Annotated in this window: 12 protein-coding genes; 4 read left to right on the forward strand and 8 right to left on the reverse strand. The window is 66.4% G+C overall.

What is annotated here, in order from left to right:
* Positions 1 to 502, reverse strand: a 502-nt coding sequence (locus VGI62_RS06585) for a VOC family protein (protein ID WP_331503606.1), incomplete at its 3' end; no start/stop codon positions are given.
* Between the two features lie 172 nt (positions 503 to 674).
* On the opposite strand from VGI62_RS06585, the gene VGI62_RS06590 reads away from it, so the two are divergent.
* Complete coding sequence (locus VGI62_RS06590; protein WP_331503607.1) at positions 675 to 1,097, forward strand: heme-binding protein; 423 nt, start codon at positions 675 to 677, stop codon at positions 1,095 to 1,097.
* Positions 1,098 to 1,231: 134 nt separating this feature from the next.
* Here VGI62_RS06590 and VGI62_RS06595 read toward each other — a convergent pair whose 3' ends face one another.
* The 5 genes from VGI62_RS06595 to VGI62_RS06615 all read right to left on the reverse strand — a co-directional run bounded on the left by VGI62_RS06595 (position 1,232) and on the right by VGI62_RS06615 (position 7,635).
* The gene (locus tag VGI62_RS06595) at positions 1,232 to 3,274 is read right to left on the reverse strand and encodes a hypothetical protein (protein WP_331503608.1); all 2,043 of its coding nucleotides are present in this window, start codon (positions 3,272 to 3,274) and stop codon (positions 1,232 to 1,234) included.
* 262 nt (positions 3,275 to 3,536) lie between these two features.
* Positions 3,537 to 4,673, reverse strand: a complete 1,137-nt coding sequence (locus VGI62_RS06600; protein ID WP_331503609.1) for an amidohydrolase family protein — start codon at positions 4,671 to 4,673, stop codon at positions 3,537 to 3,539.
* Positions 4,674 to 4,772: 99 nt separating this feature from the next.
* Complete coding sequence (locus tag VGI62_RS06605; protein ID WP_331503610.1) at positions 4,773 to 5,687, reverse strand: cation diffusion facilitator family transporter; 915 nt, start codon at positions 5,685 to 5,687, stop codon at positions 4,773 to 4,775.
* 83 nt (positions 5,688 to 5,770) lie between these two features.
* The gene (locus tag VGI62_RS06610; protein WP_331503611.1) at positions 5,771 to 7,429 is read right to left on the reverse strand and encodes a DUF6065 family protein; all 1,659 of its coding nucleotides are present in this window, start codon (positions 7,427 to 7,429) and stop codon (positions 5,771 to 5,773) included.
* Positions 7,426 to 7,635, reverse strand: a complete 210-nt coding sequence (locus tag VGI62_RS06615) for a hypothetical protein (protein ID WP_331503612.1) — start codon at positions 7,633 to 7,635, stop codon at positions 7,426 to 7,428. Before VGI62_RS06615 ends, VGI62_RS06610 begins: the two co-directional genes overlap by 4 nt.
* Positions 7,636 to 7,655: 20 nt before the next feature.
* On the opposite strand from VGI62_RS06615, the gene VGI62_RS06620 reads away from it, so the two are divergent.
* From VGI62_RS06620 to VGI62_RS06630, 3 genes are all read left to right on the forward strand, one after another.
* Positions 7,656 to 8,729 (forward strand): hypothetical protein, encoded by a 1,074-nt coding sequence (locus tag VGI62_RS06620; protein WP_331503613.1) that lies wholly within the window; start codon positions 7,656 to 7,658, stop codon positions 8,727 to 8,729.
* Between the two features lie 14 nt (positions 8,730 to 8,743).
* On the forward strand, positions 8,744 to 9,199 hold the full coding sequence (locus VGI62_RS06625) for an NUDIX domain-containing protein (RefSeq protein ID WP_331503614.1): 456 nt from the start codon (positions 8,744 to 8,746) through the stop codon (positions 9,197 to 9,199).
* 154 nt (positions 9,200 to 9,353) lie between these two features.
* Positions 9,354 to 9,599 carry a DUF6356 family protein gene (locus tag VGI62_RS06630; protein WP_331503615.1) on the forward strand — a complete coding sequence of 82 codons (246 nt, stop codon included), beginning with the start codon at positions 9,354 to 9,356 and terminating at the stop codon, positions 9,597 to 9,599.
* Positions 9,600 to 9,636: 37 nt separating this feature from the next.
* Here the strand turns inward: VGI62_RS06630 and VGI62_RS06635 are convergent, their stop codons facing one another.
* Complete coding sequence (locus VGI62_RS06635) at positions 9,637 to 11,736, reverse strand: M13 family metallopeptidase (RefSeq protein WP_331503616.1); 2,100 nt, start codon at positions 11,734 to 11,736, stop codon at positions 9,637 to 9,639.
* Between the two features lie 23 nt (positions 11,737 to 11,759).
* Positions 11,760 to 12,032: zinc ribbon domain-containing protein (locus VGI62_RS06640; RefSeq protein ID WP_331503617.1), on the reverse strand; the 273-nt coding region annotated here is incomplete at its 5' end.

Here is a 12,032-nt window from a genome sequence, read left to right on the forward strand (position 1 = left end):
CGAAGGGACGAACCAGCGCCGCCAGCTCCAGCTTGATGCCGTTGGGATCAGTGAAATAGACGGACCGAATCCAGGTGTCCTTGGTCGGTTCGGCGGGGTGGCTGTCCGGACCGTCGGAGTGATTGATCACGTGGCAGTCGATACCCTTGGCGCGCAGGCGTGCGACAGAAGCGTCGAAGGCCTCGATCGGGATGTTGATCGCCAGGTGGTTCATCGAGGCGATCGCCGACATCATGCCGTCCTTGGCCACATCAAGCGGCTGGGAGGCGATCCCGGGCGAGAACGGCGGCGGATCAGCGAACCAGAAGAACGCGATCAGCGCCCCGCCACCGCAGTCGAAAAAGAAGTGCTGGTGTTTGCCGCCGATCCCCATGGATCGGACCAGCGGCATCTCCAGCACATTCTCGTAGAAGTCGACGGTCTCGGCCATGTCCTTGCAAACCAGCGCAACGTGGTTCACGCCGCTGTAGCGAAATCCCTGGTCTTTCGCGCTCGCACTCATGTCGTTCCGCTCCTTCTCTCGCGGTCGCCGGGAGGCGCCGCCACAATCTATTGGAGCTTGACCTCCTGTTCGACCCCGTAGGTCCTGGGATCGGCATAGTAGTTCGCGTTGAATAACCCCGCGGCAACGTCGCTAAGGTGGCGGTTCGCTTTTTTTTCAGAAGGCCGGACACATGGGCGCAAAGACGATCACGAAATCCTCCATCACGGCCGAAGCCGCCGCGGACATCCTGCGCGCAGCCGAGGCCAAGGCGGTCGAGATCGGCGTGCCCATGGTGATTGCGGTCGTTGACGAGTCCGGGGTGCTGAAGGCTTTCTCGCGCATGGACGGCGCGGCGCTGCTCAGCGTCGATATTGCTCAGGACAAGGCCTATACGGCGGTCTCGTTCGGCATCTCCACCGACAGCTGGTTCGAGTTCATCAAGAACGACCCGCCCCTGCTGCATGGGATCGTCAAGACCCCGCGTCTGGTCGTGTTCGGCGGCGGCTATCCGCTGAAGGTCGGCGACGCGATCGTCGGCGGTATCGGCGTCAGCGGCGGACACTACGAGCAGGACATGGTCGTGGCCCAGGCCGGGCTGGCCGCCCTGGGATGAGCGCGCATCTGCGCGGAGCATGCGGGGACCGCCCACTCCGCTGCAGATCGAGTTCGCCCGGTCGGGGATGCTCTTCGATCGCGAACACGGGAAGCTTGTCGATGAGTCCGGGCCTCGCGTCCGCGCGACGGCCGTCAGTGGACAACCACCCGGACACGGCCAAGGTTCTGAGGCCGCGCATACCGGGAGGCGGCATCGCCGTTCCGTTCGATCGATGCCCTGAGCGCTGGGAAATAGATCCCGGGGGCGGTGAAGATGTACGCTTGGCTGACCGACACGCGCGTGGCCGGCTCGGTCACTGGAGAGGTGATGGGAAAGGCGCCATCACCCTCGAAGTCCCATTCGGCGGCCACGACCTTGCCGGCGCCCGGCGGCGCCTCGACGACCCCTTCGAAGGCGACGGCCTGCCCGACCTTCACCGTGGCGCAGGGGCCGCCGTCGGCGGTCAGCGACACCACGGGCTGCAGCCCTTTGCGCTTGGCGGCTGAAGGTGGAACGATGATCTGCCCTTCGCGGACGACGTAGTCGGTGCCGGGGGGCGGCGCGACGCCCTTCTCCACCCAGGCGGCAAGGTCGCGGAGCGCCTGCTGCAGCACGCCCTGGTAGCTGATCACCCGCGTGGTCGCGACGGGCCGCTTGTCCGTCGAGCCTGCCGCCTGGGTGGTGTGGGTGGCGTTGTCGACGAACCACAGCCGGTACTTATCGTCGAAATTCGCCCCTTGCGCCTGATGAACCCGGTTGCGGAACCAGTCGGCCTGCCAGGGATAGGCGGCCTCGTCCATCATCGCGGAGATGACGATCATCTTGCCGTCGAAGCGGCCGTTCATGGTCGATCCGCCCGACTGGCCCTGGTTCACGATCTTTGGCCGTTGAGGATAAACCGCCTTTCCGTCCGGCCCCCTGAACTGGTCCCAGACGTAGTATTCCGGGGCCTGGACTTGGTGGCGATGATAGGTCTGGGCCGCAAGGTAGACCGAGTTGTCCAGCTGCACCTCATCGCCTGGGGCGAGCGCCGCAAGCGCGCGGAAATACTTGGCTCCAAAGCCGATCAGCGCGACGTCGCCCCGGACACCGGCGATGTAGAGCACCGCGCCCTGCGCCCCGCCGCTTCTGACCAGGATCGAGGCGCCCTGCAGGTCGCCCTGCGGCACACTCTCCAGCTTCAGCGCGGCGGGGAAAATGACCCCGCTGGCGGCCTGGCCGGCGGACATGGTGAGGGACAGGCCCAGACGCTTGGCCTCGTCCGGCATAATCAAGGCTGCGATCTTCGTAGGATGCTGGATGCGGGCGGCTCGCAGCGAGGCAGGCGGGTTCGCGCCCAGATATCCAGGCTTGGTCCAGAAGTCCTCAAAGTAACCCGGATCGCCATCGACGATCATGTCGACCAGTGAGGTGAAGACGCCGGTGTAGCCGAAGGCGATCCGGTCGCGGTTGAACCATGCGCGCGGCGGAAAGCCCATGCGGGTGGTCTCCAGCAGGGCCGCGCGTTCCTCCTCGTTTAGGCCGGCGTACATGTCGCCGCTGCCGCCCGGATCGAGGGCGTCGACGATCTGCGGGAACCTGTTCCAGAGAAGGCGCAGGGCATGGGCCTGGATGGTGAAGCAGTTTGGGATGGCCACCGGCGATCCGTGGACGAAGGGGATGCTGCCGTCCCAGACGCCCGTGGTGTTTTCCACGCAGCCCAGTGTCTTGAAGGCCCCGCCGCTGCCGCCGTAGACATAGCCGTACGGCCTGTGCGGACCGTACATGTCGGCGGCCAACGTGCGCGAGTATTGCGCGACGGCTGCGTTGGCTTGGTATGTCCCGCCGAACATGTCGCGGCTGCCCTGGTTGGACTCCACCAGGTAGCCGCCGCTGGCCGCGGCGAAGCCCACGCCGCTTGCCTGGAACATGGCCATGGGGGCGCTGTTCTCGCTGCCGCTGATCGCCGCCAGCGGCTGGAAGAAACGGCCCTGGTACTGGTCTTTCGGCGGGAAGTAGATTGAGAACAGCAGATCCGTGCCGCGAAAGCCGCCGTGGACGTAGCGGTGCCGCACCGGATGGTCTCGCCACTCATCGACGTCGAGGAACGGCCGGCTGAAGTCGTCGCCGCCCTGGGCGCTGCTGCCGTGAGGCGGGGCCTCGGCGGCAAGTGCGCTCGTCGCCACGTCTGGCTTTACGAATGTTCGCCGAGTCATGGCCATCCAACTCCGGGGGCTTGGCGGGCGGAACCTCGTAGGCGTGGCTCCGGCCGCTCGTAGAAAGTCAATATGAGGACCTTGCTAGCGCCGCCTTCTCGGCGGAGCGGGTCCAGGGGCAGCGGCAGGCGCCGCGCTCAGGACGATGGCGCGGCTGCCTCAACGGTCTGGCGAGTTCGCATTGACCTGAGTTCAGCCGCAAGCCATCGGGCTCGATCCCCGACCGGCCCCGGCAAGCGTCGCTGACGGACCGCCGGGCGCCTCAGAAGGCTCCCATCATCTCCTCGAAGTTCTTGCTGTAGAACCGCTCGCGGTCGTCCTCACTTAACCCCTCGAAGGTGCGCTCGAAGCGGCCGATGGGATCGTTCGTCCCCTCCGGGTGCGGGTAGTCGCTGGAGAACAGGAACAGATCAGCGCCCGCGTCGCGGATCAGGTAGCCGGCGTCTTCGCCCGGGAACGGCGTGAACTTTATGTGCTTCCGGATATAGTCCGACGGCTTCATCGAGAACGCCTTGATGAGCGGATCGGTCTTTCCGAAGCTGCGGTAGCCAAGGTCCAGCTGGCGCAGGAAGCCCGGCACCCAGGCCGCGCCGAATTCGATCACCCCGCCGCGCAGGTCGGGCACGCGATCGAAGAGACCGTCGTAGATCAGCGCCGCCAGGAACATCTGGGCCGAGAACGGCAGCACCACGAAGTCCTTGAACCGCAGGTTCTCGCCGCCGCCGTGCAGGTCGGGCGAACGCGGCTTGCCGTTGTTGGTGTACTCGGCCGGCAGGACCCGCGAGCCGGGGCCGATGTGCAGCATGAAGGGGATGCGCTTGTCGGCCAGCAGCTGCCAGAAGGGGTCGAGGTCAGGGTGGCCGGGCGAGCGCTCGCCGGCCGGCGTCGAGGGCACCCAGATCGCGCCGCACCCTAAACGGATGGCTTCCTCGGCTTCTTCCAGCGCACGCTTCGGGTCATCCAGCGGGACAAAGGCCACGCCGATCAGGCGCTCATCGGCGCAGAAGGCGGCCATGGCCCGGTTGTGTGCCCGCGCGCCGCCATAGAGGACGTCCGGATTGCTGGAAGTGCGGAACGGTCCAAGCGAGGATGTTGCAAACACCAGCTGGCGGCTGAAGCCCAGTTCGTCCAGGGCGCGCGTGCGCTCCTCGGCATCGAAGGCTCCATAGGCGACCCAGCCTTTCGGACCGGAAATGAGGTTCTCGGCGGCCGTCCGAGAGGCCTCCGCGTCGCCTTTGCGGGCGCGCGCCGTGGCCACGCCCTGCTCAATCCGCTCGGCCGTCTGCCGCTGGCCCAAGCGGGCCTTCAGCGCCTCGTCGGCATGGGCCGCCAGCCAATCCGCCGGCTCCATCACGTGGCTGTCGGCGTCGTGGAACACCCGTCCGGTAGCGTACGGCATGCCATTCTCCCAAGGTCGCGCTGGCTATTTCTGACAATCACACCAATACACGCGCCCCCTTTGTCTGACAACGCGGCGAGGGTTGTCAGGGGCATGCCGTCAGGCCGCGTGTTGGCCTGGCCGAACATAGACATAGGCGATGCGCCCGTCGGTCTCCTGCAGGCAGCGGGTGATCTCAAAGATCGCGGTGTTCACCGCCTCGGTGGTGGATTTCGGCCGGAAAGCCAGCGTCAGGGCCACAAGGATCGCGCCGGGCCCTAGGTGCAGGGTCGCGATCTCCTCCAACTCGGTGATGCAGTTGATCTTGGCTAGGGTCGCCGTAAGCCGCTCCATGACGATCGGAGCCACCGCCTCGCCCGCGATCAGGCTTCGCGTTTCATTGGCCAGGACGAAGGCGACGAACGCCAATAGCAAGCCTATCGCCACGGACGCGGCCCCATCAGCCCACGGGATTTTCAGGAAAGTGGCCCCGATGACGCCGGCCGCCGCCAAGACCAGGCCGACCAGAGCGGCGGAGTCCTCCAGAAGGACCGAGACCAGGCTCACGTCCTTGGACGCCCGGATGAACTGCCACAGCCGGACGGGCCGCCCGCGCACGACCCGGCGGTATTCGCGGTAGCCGACGCGGAATGAAGCCCCTTCGAAGACCGCGGCGATGGCCAGGACCCCCAGGCTGATCCACGGTGAGATCACCGGTTCTGGGTGCAGGATGTGGCGCACGCCCTCGTAGAGCGACAGCACCCCGCCCAGCAGGAAGACCATCAGGGCGACGACGAACGACCAGAAATAGGTCTCCATGCCGTAGCCCAGTGGATGGGTCGCATCAGCGGTCCTGGCTCCGCGCTTCTGGCCGACCAGCAGCAGGATCTGATCACCCGTGTCGACCAGCGAGTGGACGGCCTCGGTGAGCATGGCCGTGGAGCCGGACAGGCCCGCTGCGGCGAACTTCGCGAGCGCGATGGCGCCGTTGCCGGCGAGGGCGGCAAGAACGACGCGTGTCGATCCCTCGGCCATGGAATTCCTGCTAGCGGACAGTCGGCGATCACGACGCGTTACCAGCGCCCCGTCAACGGCGCGGCCTGGCCTTGCGGGGGGCTTCACGTCGGATAGGTCGCGTGGAAGTCGTTTGGCCAACGGAAGTTGGTGTGGGTGATGGTCACGCTGAAATCGAGCGCGGTGACCTGGTGCCACCAGCCCAGGGGGATAAAGAGAGTATCGCCCGGGTTGAGCACCACCCGATGGACACGGATCCCGTCGAGCCTGGGGAATCGCGCCACGATGTCAGGCTCCGTCAAGTCGCGGACACGGCTGTAGACATGGTGGTCGTTATAGAGTTTCGGCGCCTCTCCCGGCGCGGCCAGCAACAAGACCTTTCGTCCGACGATCTGCAATAGGAGGTTGTTGGTCAGGTCGTGGTGAAGGGGCGTGAAGGTGCCCGCCGGGCCGATCCACATCATGCCGTGCGGGTTGGCGTCTTCGCGGGTCAGGTAGGCGTCCAGGAAGCCCAGGTCGCCGTGTAGCACCGACATGGCCTCGGCGTTGGCGGCCGAATTGTACGCGGTCAGGTAGGTATCGTTGCCCGCGCCGGGCTGGCTGATCCGGTCGATGAAGACGTCAAACGGCAGGGTCGTGGCGTGGGCGGCCATGTTGCGCTCGAAGTCGGCATCCGATGCTCGGTCGGCCTGTATCTGCACCGGACGCGATCCCACCGTCGCCTTCAGGTAGGCAGGGGTCCAGCGCGCCAGAGCGGGCCAGCCCTCCAGCGCCCCCGCCAGCAGGACCGGCCAGTTGGCGGCGTAGTGCGCATCGCGGAATTCCTCAGCGCCCACTTGCCGTTTGCGCGCTATGGCGCTGCCCGGCGAGATCGCCCGCAGCCGTTCGAAGGAACTCAGCAGCCACTCAAGCTTCGCAGCCGATGCGGTGTCGGTATCGACTCCTGGAGCTGGACCCGCGCCAGGGCTGACTGGGCAGGCCGGCGCCGGGCGCGCCTGGCGATGGAAGCCTTCCGCGCCCTTGAACTCCGCCACGCGTAGCTTGGCATGGTGGTCCGCCGCCCCAGGTTTTCCGTCTGCGTCGACTCCGCGGTAGTAGAGTTTCTGCCATTTCTCCGCGGGCGTCGCCGGCGGGTGCGCTTCAACCTCGGCCCTGAAGCGGTCCCGCGAAGCGCTCCATTGCTCGAACTGCCGTTTGAGCTCGCCCTCCTCCTCGATCGGCGCAATCCGCGGCCGCACCGCCTCGAGAAGGCCCCGCTCCAGGGGGAAGATGAAGCAGAACGGCTCGTTCTCCTCGAACCTGATGACGTGGCCGGGCCGCGTGAAACGCCAGTTCATGGTGAAGCTGTAGGGCGACCAGTCGGTCTCGATTACGCCGCTCAAGGGCGCGATCCCGTCCTTGCCGGCGTTGGGGGGGCCGCCCGCCCAGAGGTTGTAGCCTTCCGGCGTGCGGAAGAGCCCGTCGACATGGAAGGTCAGGACGCCCTGGCCGAAGAGCGCCACCGGCGCTTGCCCGATTGTTCCCGGATCGGTGCGGACCACCACATCGTGCACTTCCGGCCCGCCATTCCATTCAGCCTCGAACCCGCAGGGGCTGAGCAGTTCCCAACCGTGCGCGTTGGCGATGTTCAGCGGCAGGCAGCGATAGGCGAAGGATTCCGGCGTTCCGTCCATCCATGCCCGGCGCTGCGGCGCCGCGCGGATGCGTGGGCTCCATCCGGAATAGACGTAGCAAATCAGGTCGAGGCCGCCCTTGCGGCTCACCGGTTGATCCTGATGCTGATCTTTTCGGTCAGGGCGTGGGCGTCCTTGTTGAGGTTCCATTGGACGAAAGTCCGGGACATCTGGTGGGTGAGACCCGATTTGGCCTCGACCCAGTATGGGCCGAGGTCGGTCTGGAAGGCCACTCCTGGCGTAGGCGTAACGGCCCCCGCCTTGACCGCCGGATTTCGCCGGTTGCAAGCTCCCACCTCCTTGGGAGCCGCCTCCGATGGCTGGTCGCCTGCTTGCGATGTCGTTGGGCCTGCTGGCCGCCGCCCTGTCGGCGCGGGCCGACCCAGGACCTACGCCGCGCTCGGAGGTTGCGATCGTGCAGTCCCGGCTCACCAATGGCGCGCGCCGCTACGCCATACCCATTCAGGTGGGCTCCGTGGCCATGCTGGCCAGCCTCGATACCGGCTCAACCGGCCTGCGCATCCTGCCCGGGGTCCTTGGGCCGACGGACGCCCAGGCCGGCGCAGAGCCGGAGAGCTACGGCTACGCCTCAGGCTCGCGCTACGAAGGCGTCGCAGGCGAGGCGCGGGTCGCCCTGGGCGGGGTCGAGGGCCGACCGTCTGTACATCTGATCAGGTCCATCGGCTGCTATGCCTACCTGCCCCGATGTCCGGCCTCGCGCACTACGCTCGCCAACTATGGCATCGCTGGCGACGGCCTGCCGTGCGAAGGCTTCAAGGCGATCATCGGGATCGACATGGCTCCCGGTCGCGTGGGCAACCCACTCAGGTCGATGGGCGTAAGGCGCTGGATCGTCGAGCTGCCCCGGCCGGGGGAGGGCGATGGCCGCCTGATCCTCAATCCTACCGAGGCGGAGACCGAGGGCTTTGTCATGGTCCCACTGGCCGCCCCCTACGCTCACCAGCGTGGCGGTGGGCTGCACGACGCGGTGCCGGGCTGCCTCTCCAACGGCTCGACCCACGCCAGGGCCTGCGGCGTGGTGCTGCTGGACACCGGCGGGCCGGGGCTCGCGGTCGCCAACGGCCGTCTGGAGCGGGACACCTGGCCGGACGGGACTGAGGCTGCGCTGGAGCTGTTCGACACCAATGGAGGGGTCGCAGCGCGCGCGGCGCTCACGACGGGTGTTCGTGATCAAGGGACGCGGCTGAGCTTTCGCCAGGATTCCCGGGTGCTGGGGGTGGTCATCTACGCCGGCGTCGCGCCTTACTATGCCTATTCCGTGCTCTATGACCCGCGTCGCCAGATGATCGGCCTGAAACCACGTCCGCCGGGTCCGGCGGCCGAGGGCCCGCGCGCCGTGGTTCTCGCCGCCACGCCGGCAGGTCCTTGAAGCCTGTGGCCCGCGTGACCAGCGCAGGCGTCCTGGCTTATCGCAGGCGAGCCAACGGTCCTGAGTTCCTGTTGGCCCACCCCGGCGGTCCCTTCTGGGCAGGCAAGGATGAAGCCGCCTGGTCGATTCCCAAGGGACTGGTGGAGGAAGGCGAGGAGACTTGGGCCGCAGCGCAGCGCGAGTTCGCCGAGGAGCTCGGCATTGCGATCGTGGGCGAACCGGAGCCCCTGACGCCGTGCCCGACGCCGGGCGGAAAGCTGGTCCGGGCCTGGCTGGTGCAGGCCGACCTCGATCTGACGGGATTCTGCAGCAACACATTCGAGATCGAGTGGCCGCCGCGCTCAGGCCGACGCGCCATATTTCCCGAGGTGGACCGTGCGGACTATTTCGATCCCGCGACCGCGCTCTGGAAGATCCACAAGGGCCAGCGGCCGATCCTTGCCGAAGGGCTCTTGAGGATCGCCCGATAGCCCAAGACTCCCGCTCGGAGAATCAAGTTCTCCGCCGCTCCATAGATCCGGAACATAATTCTACGGAACCCACGGGCTTGGCCCGGATGCGACAATGATTTTCCTCGAGCCTCAGCCATCATGGGCTCCGGCGGCTACGAGGGAACTGACGGCTATGCTTCGCGCATTCACGGACCATCCCGAGACGGTTGGCGAGACCTATCTCGAACATCTGGGCTCGGCCTGGGGCTTCGCCTTCGTGATGCTCGCGGGCGCCGCGGCCTGCCTGCTGCACGGCCTCTTCCCATTCGCCTTTCAGAAGAGCGGCAGCCGCCGGATCGTTGCCCTCCACCAACGCATGGTGAGCAACCGCCACAAGGATACGGCATCCGGCTTCCAGGGCATGGCCGAAGGAATCTAGGTCGTCCCTCCCGGAAGGGGAGGGAAGACGCCCGACGTTACTTCACCCAGATGTGGACCCGTTGCTCGGGTGCGACATAGAGCCTGTCGCCCGGCTGGACGTCGAAGGCGGAATACCAGCCGGCGATATTGCGGATCGTCCCGTTCACCCGATAGACGGCCGGCGAGTGCGGATCGGTGACCAGACGCTGACGCAGAGTCTCGTCGCGGATCTTCTCGCGCCACACCTGCGCCCAGCCCAGGAATACCCGCTGGTCGCCGGTCAGGCCGTTGATCACCGGCGCCGGCTTCCCATGCAGCGAGGCATGATAGGCGTCCAGCGCGAGCGACAGGCCGCCCATGTCGCCGATGTTCTCGCCCATGGTCAGCTGACCGATCACATGAGCGCCCGGCAAGGGTGAGAAGGCGGAGTACTGGGCGTCGAGCCGGTCGGTCTGGGCTTTGAACTTGGCTGCGTCGTCGGCTGTCCACCAGTCTGTCAGCACGCCGTCGCCGTCGGATTTGCGCCCTTGGTCGTCGAAGCCGTGGCTGATCTCGTGGCCGATGACTCCGCCGATGCCGCCGTAGTTGATCGCCGGATCCCCGTTCGGATCGAAGAACGGCGGGGCCAGGATCGCAGCGGGGAACACCACCTCGTTGTTCACCGGATTGTAGTATGCGTTGACCGTCTGGGGTGTCATCCCCCACTCGGATTTGTCGGCGGGACCGTTCAGCCGCGCGACCTCACGACGCCACTCGAAAGCTCCGCTGCGGTTGGCGTTGCCGTAGAGATCGTCGGACCTCAGGGCGAGCTTGGAATAGTCCCGCCACTTGGCTGTGTAGCCGATCTTCACCGTGAACTTCGACAGTTTCTCCAGGGCCTTGGCCTTGGTCGCATCACCCATCCAGTCAAGCTTTTCGATGCGCGCCTGGAGCGCGGTGTGGATATCGCCGACCAATGCGTCCATCTTGGCCTTGGCCTCGGGCGGGAAATAACGGGCGACGTAGACCCGGCCCACCGACTCGCCGATCACGCCGTTGGTGAAAGCGACCGCCCGCTTCCAGCGTGGCTGCTGCTCAGGCTGGCCGGCCAGCTCCTTGTTGCGGAACTGGAAGTGCGCCTCGACGAACGGCTTGGAGAGGTATGGCGCAGCTCCGTCGGCGAGGTGGAACGCCTGCCAGGCCTTCAGGGTCTCAAGGGGCGTCTCGGCATAGATCTTGGCGAACTTCGGAAAGGCGGTGTTGGTGGTCACCACCACTCGCTGCACGCCTGCAAGCTCCTGGGCGGCGAGATAGCGATTCCAGTCGATCCCCGGCGTCATCGCATTGAGCTCGGCCGGAGTCGCGGGATTATAGGTCTTGTCGCGGTCGCGCCGCTGGACACGGGTCCAGGAGGCCTCGGCCAGCTGGGTCTCGAAGTCGACGATCGCCTTGGCGTTCTCCGCCGGCTTTTCCCAGCCCGCCAAGGTCAGCATCTGCTGCACGTAGGCTTGATACTTCGCCTTTTTCTCCGCGAACGAGGGCTGCAGGTAGTAGTCACGGTCAGGCAGGCCCAGGCCGCCCGTCGCGGCCAGCACGGCGTACTTCTGCGGGCTCTTGGCATCGAGCGAGATGCCGACCGGGAAGATTGTCGCAAATCCGGAAATGTTGGCCTTTCCCATCAGGGTCGTGAGGTCGTCCTTGGTCTTCGCCGCCCGAAGCTGCGCGAGTTCCGGCTGCAGGGGCTTGAGGCCCAACTTGTCCGCCAGGGCTTCGTTCATGAACGAGGCGTAGGCGGCGCCGATCTTTGCGCCGTCGGGATCGGTCAACCGGCCGGCGGCGGCGTCCATGTCTATGGCGTGCGCGCGGTTCTCCGAGAGCACCGCGAGTTTGTCGAAGTTTCCGAAACGAGTCCGATCGGCGGGGATTTCCGTCCGCTGCGCCCACTTGCCGTTGGCATAGGCGAAGAAGTCGTCGCCGGGCCTCACGGAGGTGTCCATCCCCGAGAGGTCAAAACCCCAGGTTCCGTACTTTGGCGACGCAAGGTCAGCGGCCGGCACCGGCGCTTCCGCTGGCGGCGCCGTGGCCTTCTCAGTCTTCGGCGCGCTGAACGCAGGGGCGGCGCTCAGGGCGGCCACGGCCACGGCGGCCAGCAGGACAATACGGCGAACGGAGGTCATCGGCAGCTTCTCGGGATGCGGGTTTAACGTCTTCCCCCGGCTGAAGCCGGGGGATTTCCCAGGGAGGAAATCCACTGAGGAGTTCGCGCTTCATCGGGCGCCTGACGGCCGCCCTCCACGCGCAGCGACGGTGTGTTCCACCGCCGGACGCCGGTCCCGGCGTCACGGATGTTGATCGCAGCGTTGATGTCGGCGTGGGCGCGGAAGCCACAATGCCGGCAGGTGAAGCGCGCTTGGCTTTCGCGGCTCTCCCTGTCGATGGCTCCGCAGTCCGAACAGGTCTGCGAGGTATAGGC

Origin of the sequence: Phenylobacterium sp. (assembly GCF_036495085.1) — a bacterium.
Classification (GTDB): domain Bacteria; phylum Pseudomonadota; class Alphaproteobacteria; order Caulobacterales; family Caulobacteraceae; genus Phenylobacterium.

Coding starts and splice junctions, on each gene's coding strand:
- VGI62_RS06590 (WP_331503607.1), top strand. CDS start 675: ATGGGCGCAAAGACGATCACGAAATCCTCCATCACGGCCGAAGCCGCC.
- VGI62_RS06595 (WP_331503608.1), bottom strand. CDS start 3,274: ATGACTCGGCGAACATTCGTAAAGCCAGACGTGGCGACGAGCGCACTT.
- VGI62_RS06600 (WP_331503609.1), bottom strand. CDS start 4,673: ATGCCGTACGCTACCGGACGGGTGTTCCACGACGCCGACAGCCACGTG.
- VGI62_RS06605 (WP_331503610.1), bottom strand. CDS start 5,687: ATGGCCGAGGGATCGACACGCGTCGTTCTTGCCGCCCTCGCCGGCAAC.
- VGI62_RS06620 (WP_331503613.1), top strand. CDS start 7,656: ATGGCTGGTCGCCTGCTTGCGATGTCGTTGGGCCTGCTGGCCGCCGCC.
- VGI62_RS06630 (WP_331503615.1), top strand. CDS start 9,354: ATGCTTCGCGCATTCACGGACCATCCCGAGACGGTTGGCGAGACCTAT.
- VGI62_RS06635 (WP_331503616.1), bottom strand. CDS start 11,736: ATGACCTCCGTTCGCCGTATTGTCCTGCTGGCCGCCGTGGCCGTGGCC.